Source organism: Paracoccaceae bacterium, from assembly GCA_012103375.1.
In the GTDB taxonomy this organism is placed as follows: domain Bacteria; phylum Pseudomonadota; class Alphaproteobacteria; order Rhodobacterales; family Rhodobacteraceae; genus WLWX01.
Genome location: WLWX01000001.1, coordinates 1,622,727 through 1,640,075 on the forward strand (window position 1 = coordinate 1,622,727; position 17,349 = coordinate 1,640,075).

Annotated in this window: 21 protein-coding genes and 2 pseudogenes; 18 read left to right on the forward strand and 5 right to left on the reverse strand. The window is 63.3% G+C overall.

Annotated elements, in window-relative coordinates:
• Positions 1 to 90: 90 nt before the first annotated feature.
• The 4 genes from GKR99_08270 to rpsF all read right to left on the reverse strand — a co-directional run bounded on the left by GKR99_08270 (position 91) and on the right by rpsF (position 2,483).
• The gene (locus GKR99_08270) at positions 91 to 1,104 is read right to left on the reverse strand and encodes a PQQ-dependent sugar dehydrogenase (GenBank protein NKB27537.1); all 1,014 of its coding nucleotides are present in this window, start codon (positions 1,102 to 1,104) and stop codon (positions 91 to 93) included.
• Between the two features lie 107 nt (positions 1,105 to 1,211).
• Positions 1,212 to 1,859, reverse strand: coding sequence for a 50S ribosomal protein L9 (gene rplI / locus GKR99_08275; GenBank protein ID NKB27538.1), 648 nt, complete (start codon positions 1,857 to 1,859; stop codon positions 1,212 to 1,214).
• A 12-nt stretch (positions 1,860 to 1,871) separates the two neighbouring features.
• A complete protein-coding gene (gene rpsR, locus GKR99_08280; GenBank protein NKB27539.1) occupies positions 1,872 to 2,099 on the reverse strand; it encodes a 30S ribosomal protein S18 in 228 nt (75 codons plus the stop codon).
• 39 nt (positions 2,100 to 2,138) lie between these two features.
• The gene (gene rpsF / locus GKR99_08285) at positions 2,139 to 2,483 is read right to left on the reverse strand and encodes a 30S ribosomal protein S6 (protein ID NKB27540.1); all 345 of its coding nucleotides are present in this window, start codon (positions 2,481 to 2,483) and stop codon (positions 2,139 to 2,141) included.
• A gap of 317 nt (positions 2,484 to 2,800) precedes the next feature.
• Between rpsF and GKR99_08290 the strand changes: the two genes are divergently transcribed.
• From GKR99_08290 to GKR99_08310, 5 genes are all read left to right on the forward strand, one after another.
• Positions 2,801 to 3,334, forward strand: a complete 534-nt coding sequence (locus GKR99_08290; GenBank protein ID NKB27541.1) for a hypothetical protein — start codon at positions 2,801 to 2,803, stop codon at positions 3,332 to 3,334.
• Between the two features lie 96 nt (positions 3,335 to 3,430).
• Complete coding sequence (fabD, locus tag GKR99_08295; protein NKB27542.1) at positions 3,431 to 4,363, forward strand: ACP S-malonyltransferase; 933 nt, start codon at positions 3,431 to 3,433, stop codon at positions 4,361 to 4,363.
• A gap of 9 nt (positions 4,364 to 4,372) precedes the next feature.
• Positions 4,373 to 4,777: a hypothetical protein gene (locus GKR99_08300; GenBank protein NKB27543.1), complete on the forward strand. Its 405-nt coding sequence runs from the start codon at positions 4,373 to 4,375 to the stop codon at positions 4,775 to 4,777.
• Positions 4,778 to 4,799: 22 nt separating this feature from the next.
• Entirely contained in the window at positions 4,800 to 5,537 is a 738-nt protein-coding gene (fabG, locus tag GKR99_08305) for a 3-oxoacyl-[acyl-carrier-protein] reductase (GenBank protein ID NKB27544.1), read from the forward strand.
• Positions 5,538 to 5,710: 173 nt separating this feature from the next.
• Positions 5,711 to 5,944, forward strand: a complete 234-nt coding sequence (locus tag GKR99_08310) for an acyl carrier protein (protein NKB27545.1) — start codon at positions 5,711 to 5,713, stop codon at positions 5,942 to 5,944.
• A 27-nt stretch (positions 5,945 to 5,971) separates the two neighbouring features.
• Here the strand turns inward: GKR99_08310 and GKR99_08315 are convergent, their stop codons facing one another.
• On the reverse strand, positions 5,972 to 6,922 hold the full coding sequence (locus GKR99_08315; GenBank protein ID NKB27546.1) for a hypothetical protein: 951 nt from the start codon (positions 6,920 to 6,922) through the stop codon (positions 5,972 to 5,974).
• A gap of 112 nt (positions 6,923 to 7,034) precedes the next feature.
• On the opposite strand from GKR99_08315, the gene fabF reads away from it, so the two are divergent.
• From fabF to GKR99_08380, 13 genes and pseudogenes are all read left to right on the forward strand, one after another.
• Positions 7,035 to 8,297 (forward strand): beta-ketoacyl-ACP synthase II, encoded by a 1,263-nt coding sequence (gene fabF, locus GKR99_08320; protein NKB27547.1) that lies wholly within the window; start codon positions 7,035 to 7,037, stop codon positions 8,295 to 8,297.
• Entirely contained in the window at positions 8,297 to 9,451 is a 1,155-nt protein-coding gene (gene mltG, locus GKR99_08325; protein NKB27548.1) for an endolytic transglycosylase MltG, read from the forward strand. Before fabF ends, mltG begins: the two co-directional genes overlap by 1 nt.
• 280 nt (positions 9,452 to 9,731) lie before the next feature.
• Complete coding sequence (locus tag GKR99_08330) at positions 9,732 to 11,243, forward strand: ATP-binding protein (GenBank protein NKB27549.1); 1,512 nt, start codon at positions 9,732 to 9,734, stop codon at positions 11,241 to 11,243.
• A gap of 76 nt (positions 11,244 to 11,319) precedes the next feature.
• Positions 11,320 to 12,516 carry a phage portal protein gene (locus tag GKR99_08335; GenBank protein NKB27550.1) on the forward strand — a complete coding sequence of 399 codons (1,197 nt, stop codon included), beginning with the start codon at positions 11,320 to 11,322 and terminating at the stop codon, positions 12,514 to 12,516.
• Positions 12,517 to 12,539: 23 nt separating this feature from the next.
• A pseudogene (locus tag GKR99_08340) lies at positions 12,540 to 13,114 on the forward strand (HK97 family phage prohead protease).
• A 24-nt stretch (positions 13,115 to 13,138) separates the two neighbouring features.
• Positions 13,139 to 14,320: a phage major capsid protein gene (locus GKR99_08345; GenBank protein NKB27551.1), complete on the forward strand. Its 1,182-nt coding sequence runs from the start codon at positions 13,139 to 13,141 to the stop codon at positions 14,318 to 14,320.
• Between the two features lie 183 nt (positions 14,321 to 14,503).
• Positions 14,504 to 15,094: a hypothetical protein gene (locus tag GKR99_08350; protein ID NKB27552.1), complete on the forward strand. Its 591-nt coding sequence runs from the start codon at positions 14,504 to 14,506 to the stop codon at positions 15,092 to 15,094.
• Positions 15,094 to 15,426, forward strand: coding sequence for a head-tail adaptor protein (locus GKR99_08355; GenBank protein ID NKB27553.1), 333 nt, complete (start codon positions 15,094 to 15,096; stop codon positions 15,424 to 15,426). Before GKR99_08350 ends, GKR99_08355 begins: the two co-directional genes overlap by 1 nt.
• A complete protein-coding gene (locus GKR99_08360) occupies positions 15,423 to 15,830 on the forward strand; it encodes a DUF3168 domain-containing protein (GenBank protein ID NKB27554.1) in 408 nt (135 codons plus the stop codon). The genes GKR99_08355 and GKR99_08360 overlap by 4 nt, the downstream gene beginning before the upstream one ends.
• A gap of 24 nt (positions 15,831 to 15,854) precedes the next feature.
• Positions 15,855 to 16,268, forward strand: coding sequence for a phage major tail protein, TP901-1 family (locus GKR99_08365; protein NKB27555.1), 414 nt, complete (start codon positions 15,855 to 15,857; stop codon positions 16,266 to 16,268).
• On the forward strand, positions 16,268 to 16,588 hold the full coding sequence (locus GKR99_08370) for a gene transfer agent family protein (protein ID NKB27556.1): 321 nt from the start codon (positions 16,268 to 16,270) through the stop codon (positions 16,586 to 16,588). Before GKR99_08365 ends, GKR99_08370 begins: the two co-directional genes overlap by 1 nt.
• Entirely contained in the window at positions 16,588 to 16,791 is a 204-nt protein-coding gene (locus GKR99_08375) for a phage tail assembly chaperone (GenBank protein NKB27557.1), read from the forward strand. The genes GKR99_08370 and GKR99_08375 overlap by 1 nt, the downstream gene beginning before the upstream one ends.
• Positions 16,775 to 17,339: pseudogene (locus GKR99_08380) on the forward strand (phage tail tape measure protein). The gene GKR99_08375 and the pseudogene GKR99_08380 overlap by 17 nt, the downstream one beginning before the upstream one ends.
• Positions 17,340 to 17,349 lie beyond the last annotated feature (10 nt).

The window sequence follows — 17,349 nt, forward strand, 5'->3', positions numbered from 1 at the left end:
CCGAATTTCTGCTGCTGGTCTATCGGGCATTTGTGGCGGTTTTTGAACTCAATGACGGCAAAATCGGGCGATTGTTGCCAAGCTCATTGGTTAACGCGACAGTCGTAGCAGGCCCCCGTCCGGGGCGTCGACGGCCAGCAGGATCGCGCCGTCGGCCATCACCTCCACGTCGCGGATACGGGCGATGCCCGGCAAGATCCGCTCCTCTCCGGTGACTTTTCCGTCCGAAAGCCGCAGCCGCACCAGGGCACCGGGGTTGAGCGATCCGATCAGCAGGTCGCCTTGCCAATCCGGGAACATATCGCCGGAATAGAAGGCCATGCCGCCCGGTGCGATGACGGGATCCCAGTAATAGGCGGGTTCGATCACGGCGTCAGCGCTGGTCTGTCCGTCGCCGATGGGCTGGCCGCTGTAATCCTCGCCATAACTGACCAGCGGCCAGCCGTAGTTTGCGCCCGGCTGGGGGCGGTTCAATTCGTCGCCGCCCCTGGGGCCATGTTCGATCGTCCAGAGCGCGCCGCCGGGGCCGATGGTTGCGCCCTGCATGTTGCGGTGGCCGTAGCTGTAGATCTCTGGTTGCGGGGCGGGTTTGTCGGCGAACGGGTTGTCGTGTGGTGCGTTGCCGTCAAGCGTCACACGGATCACCTTGCCGATGGTCTTTGACAGATCCTGCGCGCTGGTTGCCTCGCGGTTGTCGGGCATCGGCTTGGCGTAGGTCCAGTAGATCAGGCGGTCGTCTGCGAATGTCGGGCCGATGGCGATATCCAGCAAGCCGCCCTGACCACCGGCCCAGATTGCGGGCAGGCCGCTGATTGGGGCCGACAGGGTTCCATCGGCGCTGACGTGGCGCATGCGGCCCGGGCGTTCTGTGACCAGCAGGCCGCCGCCGGGCAGTTCGGCGATGCCCCAGGGGTGTTCAAGGCCGCTGGCGAACACCGCGACCTCGGGCGTTGTCGATTGGATCGCCGGGGCGCGGGTCTGTTCGGGGAACGCGGGTGAGAATTCGGGGACGTTTGGTGCGCCTTGCGGCACTGGGGCGTCGGATTGGGCCGCCGCGCCGCTGGCGAGGGTTGCAAAGATCATGGCAATCGCGATTTGGCGCATCGGACACTCCCTGAGATCGGTGGTCCCTGTAAGGATGGCGCAATCTGGGCAAAAGAAAAGGGCCGCGCCCTGCGGCACGGCCCTTTCAACAAGAAGTGATCGATTGATCAGTCTTTGTCGTCGTCCGAAGCGTCGTCGCCGTCGTCAGCGGACTGTTTTGCCGCCGGGGCGCCATCGTCATCGCCAAAGTCTTCGACACCGGCAGCACCGATATCGTCGAACAGCTCAGCGATTTCGAATTCGGCCTCGGCCTCTTCCTCGGCAGCCAGATCCTGGATGGATTTGCCTGCGGCCTGAAGCTCGGCCTCTTCCGCGGAACGTGCGACGTTCAGTTCGATCGTCGCCTCAACTTCGGGGTGCAGGGTCACGACAACTTTGTGCAATCCCAGTTCCTTGATCGGCGCAGTCAGGGCAACCTGCTTGCGATCAACCGAGAAGCCTTCTTCGGTCGCCGCATCGGCCGCGTCACGGGTCGACACCGACCCGTACAGCGAACCGGCGTCCGAGGCTGAGCGAATCACGATGAACTGCTGGCCGTCCAGCTTTTCGGCCAGCGACTCGGCCTCTTTCTTGGTGTCCAGATTGCGCGCTTCCAGCTGTGCTTTCTGGGTTTCGAACTTGGCGACATTGTCGGGCGATGCCCAAAGCGCCTTGCCCTGGGGCAGCAGATAGTTACGGGCATAGCCCTGCTTGACGCTGACGACTTCGCCCATCTGGCCCAGTTTGGCCACGCGTTCGAGAAGGATCACATCCATTGGGGAATCTCCTTATTTGACGGCATAGGGCAGCAGCGCCAGAAACCGTGCACGCTTGATCGCCTTGGCGAGCGCGCGCTGGTTCTTGGCACCGACAGCGGTGATACGGGAAGGGACGATCTTGCCACGCTCTGAGATATAGCGCTGCAAAAGACGGGTGTCTTTGTAGTCGATCGTCGGTGCATTGTCGCCGGCAAAAGGGTCGGTCTTGCGGCGGCGGAAAAACGGTTTTGAAGCCATTGGTTATTGTCCTTTTCTAATCCGATAGATCAACCGGAGTTACCGGCGACGCTCGCGCTCTTCGCGCTTTTGCATCTGGGCAGAGGGGCCTTCTTCGTGCTTGTCGACCTTGATGGTCAGCACGCGCATGACGTCGTCATGCAGGCGCATCAGACGCTCCATTTCCTGCACGGCGGGTGCCGGTGCGTCGGTGCGCAGATAGGCGTAGTGCCCTTTGCGGTTCTTGTTGATCTTGTAGGCCATCGTCTTGACGCCCCAATACTCCTGCTCGACGATTTTGCCGCCGTTGTCAGAAAGCACTGTGCCAAAATGTTCGATGAGTCCCTCGGCCTGGGTATTGGACAAGTCCTGGCGCGAGATAAAAACATGCTCGTAAAGCGGCATGGGTTCTCCGTTCATGTTCGAGCGCACTTCAAAGGGGGGTCAAAACCTTCCACGACCCGACCCACGAGAGGCTGCGCTGTTCATATCCGTGTGGAAGGATGCGCGGCTTATAGGGGTGTCGCGGAAACTGCGCAAGAGCGTCACAAGTTAACTTTCTATGGCCCCAATTAAGACAACTTTAACGTGCACCAAAAGCGCATTGAGACTGCACGTCGGAGATTGCCGAGATCATGACAAACGCATGGGAACCTTTTGGAGCTGCTGCCGCAAAGCGGGCCGGATCTATTGTCATCAGCGACACTGCAACTGGATATGCGGTGCAGCAAAATTCCAAACGCTTCGACTTTGATGCCTGCCTGGAACTGGTGCTTCGGTTCAGCGGGCTGGCGATGCTGGTTGTCGCGGGGGGCCAATGGTTCCTGCCGATGGCATTACCCGGGTCCGAAGCGGTTCCTGCAAAGCTGGGGTTTTCTGTGGTCCTGGCGATTACCGGTTTCGTCTTTTCCTGGCTGGGCGCGCGGGGTTTGAAAACCCAGATGCAGGTCGATGTTTCGGATCGCAGAATCCGACTTGTATACGTCAATGGCCGGGGCAACACGCGTCCGCAAAAGACCTTGACGATGCGCGATATTGAAAGTTTCTATGTGAAGCGCACGAAAAACCCGTTGGAACCGGCCACTTTGTATTTGCGGTTGCGTGGCGGGGGGCAGCAGCGCGTTGCCGTCGGATCCGAGGATGAACTGAGTGCGCTGCACGAACGTATGTGCGGCGAACTGAAGCCCGTCCGCCGACGTCTGGCAAAGCGCTCGATGCAGGAAGCCGCAGGCGCTTCGTTGTTCAAAGCCGCCTGAGCCAACACTCCCTGTCCATTGATGGCCCGCCCGCATTGCGCGGCGGGCTTTGGCGCGGTATGCGACCCTCAGGATTTGCGGTGTAGGGGGCAGACGATGCGCGCATTCATTTTTCCGGGACAAGGCGCCCAGGCGGTTGGAATGGGCCGTGACTTGGCCGAGGCCTATCCCGCCGCCAAAGCGGTCTTTCAGCAGGTTGATGACGCATTGGGAGAGTCGCTGAGCGCGCTGATCTGGGAGGGGGACGCAGAAACCCTGACCCTGACGGCGAATGCACAGCCGGCTTTGATGGCAACCTCGCTGGCGGTGATGGCGGCGCTGGAGGCCGAAGGGGTCGGGGTCGACAAGGCCGGATATGTGGCCGGGCATTCGTTGGGCGAATATTCGGCGCTGGCAGCTTCGGGCGCATTGGGGATTGCGGACGCCGCGCGCCTGTTGCGGGTACGCGGAGAGGCGATGCAAAAGGCGGTGCCGGTCGGCGTCGGGGCGATGGCGGCTGTTCTTGGGCTGGATCTGGAAGCGGTGCAGGCCGTCGCGGCCCAGGCGGCAGAGGGCGAGGTTTGTCAGGCGGCCAATGACAATGACCCCGCTCAGGTGGTTGTGTCTGGTCACAAAGGCGCGGTTGAGCGCGCCTGCGAGATTGCCAAGGCGAATGGCGCGAAACGGGCGATTTTGCTGCCGGTGTCGGCTCCGTTTCATTGCGAATTGATGCAACCGGCGGCGGACGCGATGCGCGATGCCGTCCAGGGTGTCGACATCGTGGCACCCAAGGTGCCGCTGGTGGCCAATGTCATTGCGGCGACCGCTGATGCGGACGAAATCAAATCCTTGCTGGTTTCACAGGTGACCGGCGCAGTGCGGTGGCGCGAATCCGTTGAGTTCATGGCGCAAAACGGTGTCACAGAATTCTGGGAGATCGGCGCAGGCAAGGCGCTGAGCGGCATGGTGCGCCGGATCGCACGAGAGGCGGGGACACGCGCAGTGTCATCCCCCGACGATGTGAAGGCGGCGGCAGGGGCGGCTGGCTAGGAGGGGTCAATGACGCTGGAGGAGGCAATCGCGACGCAGCCGCAGTGGCTGACCTGGTGGTTGAACTGGCTGTTGGTCGGAACGCTCGCCCTGCCGCTGGTGTTGGTGATCTGGAGGCCGACGCGCCTTGCCGGGATACTGACGGTTCTGGCAACGGGCCTGAGTGGTTTTGGCGTGGTGGCGATGTATGAGCGTCTGGGATACGTCAAGCTGATCGGGCTGCCGCATATCATCCTTTGGACGCCACTTGTGATCTGGCTGATTGTGGTGCTGCGGGGACGGGACATGTCGGTTTGGCCCCGGCGCATCCTCAGCGTGGTGATCCTGACGATCCTGATTTCACTGGCATTCGACTATGCGGATGTCTTCCGGTACTTCCTTGGGGAACGCGCGCCGTTGATTGATGCGGCCTAGATTACAATAAGAAAGCGACGACATGTTTGATCTGACAGGAAAATCCGCGCTGGTGACCGGCGCATCCGGGGGCATCGGCGGGGCGATTGCGACGGCGTTGCACGGCGCGGGGGCGACTGTGGGCCTGTCGGGCACGCGAGAAGGGCCGCTGAACGATCTGGCCGGGCAGTTGGGGGGTCGCGCGCATGTCTTGCCCTGCAACCTGTCGGATATGGAGGCGGTTGCCGCCCTGCCGAAACAGGCGGCCGAGGCGATGGGTGGCCTGGATATCCTGGTGAACAACGCCGGGATCACCCGCGACAACATCTTCATGCGGATGTCGGATGAGGAATGGGATCAGGTGATTGCGGTGAACCTGACCGCCTCGATGAAGCTGTGCAAGGCGGCGATCCGGGGGATGATGAAGGCGCGCTGGGGGCGAATTGTGAACATCACCTCGGTCGTTGGGGCGACGGGCAATCCGGGGCAGGCGAATTATGCCGCCGCCAAGGCCGGGTTGACGGGGATGAGTAAATCGCTGGCCTATGAGGTCGCAAGCCGGGGGATTACGGTGAACTGTATCGCGCCGGGCTTTATCACCACGGCGATGACCGACAAGCTGAACGACGACCAAAAGGCGGCGATCCTGACGCAGGTGCCTGCAGGGCGGATGGGCGATGCAGCCGAGATTGGCGCGGCCGCGCTGTACCTTGCAAGTGACGAAGCGGCCTATGTTACCGGTGCGACCTTGCATGTGAACGGCGGTATGGCCATGTTCTGAACGCGTCAATGATCGTTTGCGTTCAGTGAACCTTGTGATAGAAGCGGCGCAGTTTGTCACCGGTCCGTGATCGGGAATGGCATTTCCTCTGATTGTTCAGAGGGTTAGAATGATCCTTCGGGGTCGAGGACAGTGGCGGGCCCCGGCCCCCAAGGAACGTGAGGATATATCATATGAGCGACATTGAAGATCGCGTACGCAAGATCGTCGTCGAGCATCTGGGCGTCGAAGAGGCCAAAGTGACCGAGAATGCGTCGTTCATCGACGATCTGGGTGCTGACAGCCTGGACACCGTTGAACTGGTGATGGCGTTTGAAGAAGAATTCGGGATCGAAATTCCGGATGACGCCGCGGAAACGATTCAGTCGTTCGGCGACGCAGTCGGGTTCATCAAAAAAGCGCAGTAAACGCCTTCGACAATTACCAGAGATGGTTCAGCGACGTCCCTTTCGGGGCGTCGTTTGCATTTTCAATGCCCGGCGCAGTGAATGCCGCAGCTTGCGGCGCATTGTTTTGAGTGCGGGTGGCGGCGAAAAATCAACCGGTCGGCAATAGGTGTCTCTGCGGTAGGCGAGGTCTGAAAACAGATCCGTGCAGGCGGCATCCAGGCGTTTCTTGCCCGCAAGATTTGTCATGTAGGCCCCATCATATGCGCCGCCCGCCTTGGCAGCAGCCTGCGCATCAATGGTTACTCCCATTGCGCTGGCCACGGTTTCCAGTGCGCCGGGCATGTCCTGTTTCAGATCGGTGTCGCGCAGAGTGATCGGTTTCAGGCCGGTCATGGCAAAGAAACTGCGCCAGCCTGCGGTATCAAGCGCAGATTCTTGAATGCTGCGGGTCAGCAGCGCCTTGGTTGGAGTTTTGGGGGCCGATGGCGTTGTTTGCGCGTCCCCCGAAAGCCACTGACCGGACTCGATCGCCGCTGCAAGGGATGTGACTTGCGCCCTGGGCTCGGCGCGTTCCAGCCAAACCAGAACTGCATTTTCCATAAGCTCGCGTCCGTAAGGATTGGTGAGCAAATCCAGGAAGTTACTGAACATCAGTTTTGAGGCAAAAATACCGTTGGCCGAAGTTTCGCGTGCAACTGCAGCGACCCAGGCAAGGGCAAATTCCGAACTGCCGTCGTCGGTCAGTTCGGGCGCCCATGCCGCGGCGTTATTGTTATAGCAGGCTGCTCCGAGCCACTCGCCGGGATTGCCAAGGCCCGCTTCTTTGAGGCAACGGCAGAATGTCCAGCTCATCGAGCGTCCGGCGGTGCAAATAAGCAGGGTTTTCTGGGGTAAGTGCGACATCGGGAAGCCTGAAATTGGTAATCCGGAATAAGGATTTGGCGTTGGAATGCGTGCTGGCAACCGGGTAACAGATACGCCGATCGGCGGGGTCACGCAATCTTCGGCTAGTTTGGCGCGTCACGGAACGCCCGCCCTTGCCCCTGTTCACTGATGGCGTGTAATACGGCCCGAGTGAATTTCGTGCGGATTTTCAGAGGCAAAGCGCATGCGTCGAGTAGTAATAACCGGGCTGGGAATGGTGTCGCCACTGGCGTCCGGGGTCGAGGAAAGCTGGAAGCGGTTGCTGGCCGGTCAGTCCGGTGCCGGTACAATCGCGAATTTCGATGCCAGCCATCTGGCCACGACCTATGCCTGCGAGGTTCCGCGCGGCGATGGCAGCGACGGGACGTTCAATGCGGACGACTGGATGGAGCCGAAGGATCAGCGCAAAGTTGATCCGTTCATCGTCTTTGCGGTTGCGGCGGCGGATATGGCGCTGGCGAATGCGGGCTGGGCGCCTGAGGCGGATGAGGATCAATATCGCAGCGGTGTGCTGATCGGGTCGGGGATCGGGGGGCTGTCTTCGATCGCGGAAACGGCTGTGCTGATCAAAGAAAAGGGGCCACGGCGGGTGTCGCCGTTTTTCATCCCCTCGTCGCTGATCAACCTCGCCTCGGGCCAGGTGAGTATCAAGCACGGGCTGAAAGGGCCGAACCACGCGGTTGTCACGGCCTGTTCGACGGGGGCGCACGCGATTGGCGATGCGGCGCGGCTGATCATGCTGGATGATGCGGATGTGATGGTTGCAGGCGGGGCGGAAGCACCGATTTCCGAGATCGGCGTGGCCGGGTTCAACGCCTGCAAGGCGCTGAGTACCAAACGCGGCGATGACCCGCAGGCGGCCAGCCGCCCGTTTGACGAAGATCGCGACGGCTTTGTCATGGGGGAAGGCGCGGGCATTGTCGTGTTGGAAGAACGCGAACATGCGATTGCGCGTGGTGCGACGATCCATGCCGAGGTTCTGGGTTACGGTATGTCGGGCGATGCCTATCATATTACGGCACCAGCTGCGGACGGGGACGGGGGATTCCGGTCGATGTCAGCGGCGCTTGAGAATGCCGGGTTGCAGCCCGGCGATCTGGATTACATCAACGCGCACGGAACCTCGACCATGGCGGATGTGATCGAATTGGGCGCGGTCGAGCGGTTGTTGGGGGATGCGGCAAGCGGGGCGACGATGTCGTCGACGAAGTCGGCCACCGGGCACCTGCTGGGTGCGGCTGGCGCGGTTGAGGCGATCTTCAGCATTCTGGCGATCCGCGATCAGGTGGCACCGCCGACGATCAATCTGGACACTCCGGCGGTCGAGACCAAGCTTGATCTGGCCCCGAGGGAGGCCCGCAGTCGCAAGGTAGACTATGCGTTGTCGAACTCTTTCGGGTTTGGCGGCACCAATGCCTCGGTTATTTTTGGACGAGGGGACAGCTGATGTGGCGTCACATTGCATCGAACGGTCTGACCATCCTGTTGGTCGGGCTGATTGCGGCGGCGGGTGCGATTGCCTGGGCGAAGGTTGAATATGTCGCCGAAGGGCCACTGGACCGGGCGATATGCCTGAAGGTAGAGCCGGGTTCGCGGATGGACGGCATTGCTACAAGGCTGGCGGATTCGAATGCTGTTCGCAGCGAAGCGTTGTTTCGGGTCGGGACGGACTACACCGACCGGTCGCAATTGTTGAAAGCGGGCAGCTTCCTTCTGCCGCCCGGTGCCTCGATGGACGAAATTGCCGAGATCATCACCAGGGGCGGCGCGTCAAGCTGCGGGGTGGAACTGATCTATCGGATCAAGGTCAACGGATTGCAGGCGCAGGTGCGGGAACTGAACCCGGAGACGGACAAGTTCGAGGTCAAGGCAGAGTTCGAGCCGGGCGTTGATGAGGCGCCGGAAATTTACGTATCTGCGCGCGATGATGCGGATACGCGGATCAGTGTTGTCCTGGTGGAAGGCACGACTGTCTGGCAGGCGGTCGAAGGCTTGAAGGCTGCGGATTTCCTGAGTGGTGAGGTTGAGGGGCTTCCGGTCGAAGGCTCCTTAGCGCCGGACAGTTACGAAGTGCGTCCGGGTGCGGACCGGGCGACGCTGATCGCGGATATGGAAGCGGCGCAGATTGCGCGGCTTGAAAAGGTCTGGGCAGAGCGGGCAGAGGATTTGCCGGTCGCTACGCGCGAGGAGGCGTTGATCCTGGCGTCGATCATCGAGAAGGAGACCGGTCAGCCGGAGGAACGCGGGCTGGTCGCCTCGGTCTTTACCAACCGGTTGAACCAGGGCATTCGCCTGCAGACGGATCCATCCGTGATCTATGGCGTGACGGGTGGCGAAGGCGTGTTGGGGCGCGGGTTGCGGCGTTCGGAACTGGACCGAGAGACGCCGTATAACACCTATAAGGTAGCCGGGCTGCCACCGACGCCGATTGCCAATCCGGGGCTTGCCGCGTTGGAGGCGGCGGTGAATCCCGATACCTCACCCTATATATATTTCGTGGCGGACGGGACCGGCGGGCACGCCTTTGCCGAGACGCTGGCCGAGCACAACAAGAACGTGGCGGCCTGGCGGCGATTTGAACGGGATCGTAATAGTCCGTAATGTTAACAATGTGTTGCGCCCGATCAGGTAACCCCTTGTTGGTTGACGCATCGACCTGTCCGACCTAGCAGTCGGAGCAGGCTAGAAGAAATGGGCGGGCGGTTTCGAGGAGACTCGGGGCCGCCTTTTCGTTTCTCTCGTACGGGACCGCGTATGAGAGGCAATTCAAGACATATGGAACCAATGGACCCGAATGGGGACGGTGAGAAGCTGGCGCGGCTGCAGGGGGACGCGCTGGCGATACTGGAACGGATGACGGCGGCGCTGGCGTCGCTGGCCGATGATCTGGAGGCTGGCAGTACGACCGCGCCGGCGGAAGTTCGCAAAACAATCACATTATTCAGCCAGGCCGAAATCACGGTTCTGGAGAAGAGGAATCAACTTGAAAACGTCCTTGGAAATCAAAACGGCGCTGGCGCAGAACTTGACCTTGGCGCGGCCCGACGGGAAATCAACAGCCGCCTGGATCGCCTGCGCAGCACCAGCGCTTCAGGCTGAGTTTCTGGATGGGCTGAGCGATGAGGCGCTGCTGGCGCTGCCCTATCTGTTCGACTTCTGGGCGATGGAGCATCAGGTGCCGCCGCCCGGTGACTGGCGGACCTGGGTGGCGCTGGGCGGGCGTGGTGCCGGGAAGACCCGCGCCGGGGCTGAGTGGGTGCGCGCGCAGGTCGAAGGGGACTGGCCCGGTGATCCGGGGCGCGCGGCGCGCGTGGCGCTGGTGGGTGAGACCATCGAGCAGGTGCGCGAGGTGATGGTGTTCGGCGACAGCGGGATCATGGCGATTTCTCCGCCGGACCGGCGTCCGAAGTGGGAGTCGGTGCGGAAGCGGTTGGTTTGGCCGAACGGGGCGATTGCGCAGGTCTTCTCGGCCTTTCAGCCAGAGAGCTTGCGTGGCCCGCAATTCGATGCGGCCTGGGTGGATGAGCTGGCGAAATGGCCGAACGGGCAGGAGGCGTGGGACAATTTGCAATTTGCGCTGCGGCTGGGGGAGGACCCTCGGTGTTGCGTGACAACGACGCCGAAGAATGTGGGTGTGCTGAAGGACCTGCTGGCAGCGGAATCGACGGTGACGACCCATGCGCCGACCAAGGCGAATGCAGCGAATCTTGCGGCTTCGTTTTTGGCGGAGGTTGAACGGCGGTTTGCGGGCACCCGGCAGGGGCGGCAGGAGCTGGACGGGGTGTTGTTGGCGGATGTTGAGGGGGCACTCTGGTCGCATGGAATGATCGAGAATGCTCAGGTGGATCTGCCCGGAGAGTTGAGCCGGATCGTGGTGGCGGTTGATCCGCCGGTGACAGGTACGGCGAAGAGTGACGAATGCGGGATCGTCGTGGTCGGGGCGCTGACCGAGGGACCGCCGCAGGATTGGCGGGCTGTGGTGTTGGAGGATGCCTCGGTTTCCGGGGCGAGCCCGGTTGAATGGGCGCGCGCGGCGGTGGCGGCAATGCGGCGGCATGAGGCGGACCGGATGGTGGCCGAGGTCAACCAGGGCGGCGATATGGTTGAGGCCGTGGTGCGGCAAGTGGACCCTCTGGTCGCTTATTCGAAGGTGCATGCGACCAAGGGCAAAGTGGTCCGGGCCGAGCCGGTGGCGGCGCTGTATGAGCAGGGGCGGGTGCGGCATCTGCGGGGCCTTGGCGCGCTGGAAGATCAGCAGTGCCAGATGACGACGCGCGGGTTTGACGGCAAGGGCAGCCCGGACCGGGTGGACGCGCTGGTCTGGGCGCTGACGGCGCTGATGCTGAAACCGGCCGAGGATTATCGCAATCCGCAGGTGCGTACGTTGGGGTAACCAGTTGGTATCACCCCTGCGGCATCTGGTTGGCAACGCGAAGGGCAGGACGCCCGATTGCAAGCCGGAGAGCTGGATGTTCGATTTTCTGAAACGCAGTGCTGTGCCTGAGGCCTCGGTCCAGGCCAAGGCCAGTGCAACGGGCCCCATCGTGGCGCGCAATGCCGGGATGTTTGGGACGGGGCGTGCGGCCTGGTCGCCGCGCGATACGGTCAGCCTGACGCGGGCGGGGTTTCAGCGCAATCCTGTGGGGTTTCGCTGCGTCAAGATGATTGCTGAGGCGGGCGCGGCGCTGCCGCTGGTGCTGAGCGATGCGGAGCGTCGCTATGACGTGCATCCGCTGCTTGCGCTGCTGGGGCGGCCCAATCCGGCGCAGGGGCGGGCGGATTTGCTTGAGGCGCTGATCGCGCAGATGCTGCTGTCGGGCAATGGTTATGTTGAGGCGGTGGGCGGTGGCGGCGAAGCCCCACGAGAATTGCACGTGCTGCGATCCGACCGGATGCGTGTGGTTCCGGGTGGGGACGGCTGGCCGGTGGCGTTTGATTACGTCGTCGGGGCAAAGACACATCGGTTTCAGGTGGGCGACGGCCCGTCGCCGATCTGCCATGTGCGGAATTTTCACCCTCAGGATGATCACTATGGCTTTGCCCCGCTAGAGGCAGCGGCGCGTGCGGTGGATGTGCACAGCGCGGCCTCGGGCTGGTCGAAGGCGTTGCTGGACAATGCGGCGCGGCCTTCGGGGGCGATTGTCTATTCCGGTGCGGACGGGCAGGCAACGTTGAGCGCGGATCAGTATGACCGGCTGCTGAGCGAGGTTCAGACCCACCATATGGGGGCGCGCAATGCGGGGCGTCCGATGCTGCTGGAAGGGGGCCTCGACTGGAAGCCGATGGGGTTCAGCCCGTCGGATATGGAGTTCCAGAAGACCAAGGATGCGGCGGCGCGGGATATTGCGTTGGCATTTGGGGTGCCGCCGATGCTGCTGGGGATTCCGGGGGATGCGACTTACGCGAATTATCAGGAAGCGCACCGGGCGTTTTACCGGCTGACGGTGTTGCCGTTGGCGACGCGGGTGGCGGCGTCGGTTTCGCATTGGCTGGCGCAGTTCACCGGCGATTTGGTGACGCTGGCCCCGGACCTGGATCAGGTTCCGGCGTTGGCGGCAGAGCGTGAGGCGCAGTGGCGGCGGGTGTCTGCGGCGGGGTTTCTGAGCGACGCCGAGAAGCGCGCGTTGCTGGGGTTGCCGAAGATCGAGATGGGGGACGACGCATGAATGCGGCTGCAAAGGAAGCGTGGATGAATGAGACGACTGAATTCGGGCTGGAGCGCAAATTCTGCCGCCCAGATGTGGCCTTGAGCGTCGAAGACGGGCGGATGATCGAAGGCTATGCCTCGGTCTTTGGGGCGGTCGATCAGGGTGGCGATGTGGTCGAGCCGGGGGCGTATCAAGCCTCGCTCGACCGGCTGGCGAGCTCTGGTCGGCGGGTGAAGATGCTGTGGCAGCATGATCCGACGCAGCCGATTGGCGTGTGGGACGAGGTGCGCGAAGACGGGCGCGGACTGTACGTTAAGGGTCATTATTGCCCGGCGTGGAGAAAGCGCGGGAAGCGGCGGAATTGCTGGCGGCGGGCGCGATTGACGGGTTGTCCATCGGTTATCGCACGGTGCGGGCGACGAAGGACGAGAAGGGGCAACGGCACCTGGCCGAGCTGGAATTGTGGGAAGTCTCGCTGGTGACGTTTCCGATGCTGGCGGATGCCCGTGTCGGGGGGCGCGTTGCGGCGAAACAGGCCGAGCAGGAGAGCGCGGCAGTATTGCGCGATCTGGCCGGGGCTATCGACGACGCGCGGACGGAATTTGCGGCCCTTTAGGGCGGATTAACCAGGGAAAACGAGATGACAACGACCCAGACCAAGTCTGGGGCCGGGCGCGATGTGCCTGCCCCAAATGATCCGGCGGCCGATGTGAAGACCGCGCTGGCCGGGCTGATGAGCGACATTTCCGACAAGTTGAGCAAACAGGAAGAGCGATTGACCATGCTGACCAAGACATCCGAACCCACGCGCCGCCCGGCGCTGGCGGCCCCTGAAAGCGCCGCTGCCCCGCATCAGAAGGCGTTTGAGGCCTACGTTCGTTCCGGCGACGACGACGCGCTGCGCGGTCAGGAGCTGGAAGGCAAGGCGATGTCGACGGCAGTGGCCGGTGACGGTGGCTATCTGGTGGATGCGGTGACGTCCGAGCAGATCAACTCGGTCCTGAACTCGACCGCGTCGATCCGGGCGATTGCCAGTGTCGTGGCGGTCGAGGCGACGTCCTACGACGTGCTGATTGACTCGGCGGATGTCGGTGCTGGCTGGGCCAGTGAGGCTGGCCCGCAGATGGAAAGCAGCACGCCGCAGATTGAGCGGATTGCGATCCCGCTGCATGAGTTGTCGGCGATGCCCAAGGCATCTCAGCGGCTTTTGGATGACAGCGCGTTTGATATCGAGGGCTGGCTGGCCGGTCGGATTGCCGACAAATTTGCCGAGGCCGAGGCGGGTGCCTTCGTCAATGGTGACGGCGTAGATAAGCCGACCGGGTTCCTGACCCACACGCAGGTGGCGGATGCGTCCTGGAGCTGGAGCAACCTGGGCTATGTGGCCACCGGTGTTGACGGCGGTTTTGACGGCACCAATCCGGCGGATGCGATCATTGATCTGGTTTATGCGCTGGGCGCGCGGTACCGGGCCGGGGCGAGCTTTGTGATGAACTCGAAAACCGCAGGCGCAGTGCGCAAGATCAAGGACAGCGACGGGCGCTTTCTTTGGTCGGATGGTTTGGCGGCTGGGGAACCGGCACGTTTGCTGGGTTATCCGGTGCTGATTGCCGAGGATATGGATGATATTGCCACGGATGCGGCGGCGATTGCATTTGGTGATTTCGCGCTGGGCTACACCATTGCCGAACGCCCTGATCTGCGCGTGCTGCGCGATCCGTTCAGCGCCAAGCCGCATGTGCTGTTCTATGCCACCAAGCGGGTTGGCGGCGATGTCAGCGATTTTGCCGCGATCAAGCTGCTGAAGTTCTCGGTCGTCTAACGACGTGACCCGAGGAGGCCGGTTCCCGCGCGGGGTGTGCGGGGGCCGGTCGGTGGGCGCGCGCCAAGCGACAACCCTCGCGTTCGTCTAGCTGTTCCCTCCGTCCGAGCGGCGCGGGGGCGGGGCGCGCCCATCCCAAGCAGAGTTGGCCCCAGAATGGGGCGGAATTTTTCGGAGAAGCCGATGACGTTGTTCGAGATCTCTCAGGTGCCGCTGGCGGCGCTGCCGATTGCCCAGCTGCGCGATCATCTGCGCCTTGGCACCGGGTTTGGCGATGATGCTGAACAGGACGGCGTGATGGAGGCGGCGCTGCGTGCGGCGCTGGCGGCGGTTGAGGCGCGGACCGGCAAGGCGGTGTTCCAGCGGCAGTTTCACTGGAGCTTGTTGGGCTGGCGGCATGCCGGGCGGCAGGTGATCCCGGTGGCGCCGGTGGCGGGGATCGTCAGCCTGACGGTGAAGGATATCGCGGGGCTGGCGACGGTGATCGATGCGGATCGGTACCGGGTAGAGATTGACGACCACGCGCCCAGTCTGGTGGCCAACGGGCTGCTGTTGCCTGCGATCCCGATTGGCGGGCGGGCCGAGGTGGTGTTTGACGCCGGGCTGGCCGCCGATTGGGCCGGACAGCCGGGCGACCTGGCGCAGGCGGTGCTGATGCTGGCGGCGGATTTTTACGAGCATCGGACCGAGGATGCCGGGCGCGGCATGCCCGCGCAGGTGGCCGCATTGATCGAACCGCATCGCCATGTGCGCCTGTTCGGGCAGGCGCTGTGATGCCCGCGCCCGATCGTAAGATGGTGTTGGAGGCGGCCGTACGCGCGCCCGATGGGGCCGGTGGCTTCGCCGAGGTGTGGACTCCGCTGGGCGAGCATTGGGTCGAGCTGCGCGCCGGAACGGGGCGCGAGGCGGGGGCCGAGGCGCTGACGCTGGCGACGGTGCCATATCGGATCACGCTGCGTGCGGCCGCGCACGGCGCGCCGTCGCGGCCAGTGCCGGGGCAGCGATTTCGCGACGGGGCGCAGGTGTTTGCGATCCATGCGGTGGCCGAGAAACCGGGCGACCCGCGTTGGCTGGTCTGCGTGGCACGAGAGGAGATCTCGGCATGAGTTACGGGGTTTCGGGTGCGTTGCAGGCGGCGGTCTATCAGGCGTTGGCGGGGGATGCGGCGCTGGGCGCGTTGGTTGGAACGGCGATTTACGACGCGGTTCCGGCGGGGCCGGTTCCGGGGTTGTACGTCAGCCTGGGGCCAGAGGTTGTGCGGGATCGCTCGGACAAAACCGGGGCGGGGGCGGCGCATGATTTCGTGGTCAGCGTGGTCAGCGATGCGGCGGGGTTTCAGGTGGCCAAGGACGCGGCCGGGGCGGTTTCTGATGTTTTGGTGGACGCTCAGCTGGTGCTGGGCCGTGGGCGGCTGGTCAGCCTGAATTTTCTGCGGGCGCGGGCCCGGCGGGTGGGCAATGACGATGTGCGGCGGATTGATCTGACGTTTCGGGCGCGGATCGAAGACTGATTTTCTAATACGGGAGTGGCGGCCATGGGTGCCCAGAACGGCAAAGACCTACTTATCAAGATCGACCTGACCGGGGGCGGGCAGTTTGAAACCGTCGCTGGGTTGAGGGCGTCCCGGCTGAGCTTCAACGCCGAAAGCGTCGATGTGACCAGCCTGGAAAGCCAGGGCGGCTGGCGAGAGTTACTGGGCGGCGCGGGCGTGCGCAGTGCGACCATCGCGGGGTCGGGCGTGTTCAAGGATGACGCGATGGACGAACGGGCGCGGCAGATCTTTTTCGACGGCGAAGTGCCGGAGTTTCAGGTGGTGATCCCAGATTTCGGCATCATCGAGGGGCCGTTCATGGTGACCAGCCTGGAATACGCGGGCAGCCATGATGGCGAGGCGACGTATGAGATGTCGATGGCCAGCGCGGGCGCGCTGAACTTCACGGCGCTTTGATGGTGAACCCGGCTGCCGGAGAAGTTGCGCTGGTGCTGGATGGGCAGCGGCACGTCTGCAAGCTGACGCTGGGGGCGCTGGCAGAGCTTGAGGCGGCGCTGGGCGCGGACTCTCTGGTGGCGCTGGTTGAGCGGTTCGAAACGGGGGCGTTTTCGACGCGGGATGTTCTGGCGCTGCTGGTGGCGGGGCTGCGCGGCGGGGGTTGGCAGGGGACATCTGCGGATCTGCTGACGGTTGAAATTGGCGGCGGGCCGGTGGAGGCGGGGCACGTTGCCGGGCTGCTGTTGGCGCGGGCGTTTCAGGTGCCGGGCCAGGGGTGATGGATTGGGCGGCATTGCTGAAACTGGGGTTGCAGGGATTGCAACTGCACCCGCGCGATTTCTGGGCGCTGACGCCGGTGGAACTGATGCTGATGGCGGGGCTTGGCGACGGTCGTGCGGTGCTGGATCGGCCTCGGTTCGAGGCGTTGGCGGCGGAGTGGCCCGATAGGCCTGACAAAGGAGTGGATGATGGACGGGATTGATCAGTTTGACGATCAGGTGGACGCGCTGGCGCAATCGCTGGGCGGGGCTGTGGCCCTGACGGCGGCGTTCGATGGGGAGCTGAAGCGCATGCAGGCGACGGTGGCGGATACGGGACGCGAGGTTGGGGTTCTGAGCCGGGGGATATTGCGGGGGCTGCGGTCTGCCTTTGACGGGCTGGTGTTTGATGGGCTGAAGCTGGGCGATGCGCTGAAAGAGGTGGCCGAGTCGATGTCGCGCGCGGCCTATTCGGCGGCGATCAATCCGGTGACGAACCATTTCGGCGGGCTGCTTGCGCAGAGTGTCGAGGGGGTCGTGAACGGGCTGCTGCCGTTCGGCGACGGGGCTGGCTTTGCGCAGGGGCGCGTGATGCCCTTCGCGCGGGGCGGCATCGTCAGCCAGGCGGCTGGGGGTTCGGGCGGACGCGGGGCGCGCGGTGAACGTGACGCTGAATGTCCAGACGCCGGACGTCGAGGGGTTCCGCAGATCCGAAGCGCAGATCGCCGCGATGATGGGCCGGGCGCTGGGGCGTGGCGCGCGCAATCGCTGAGGAGAATTTC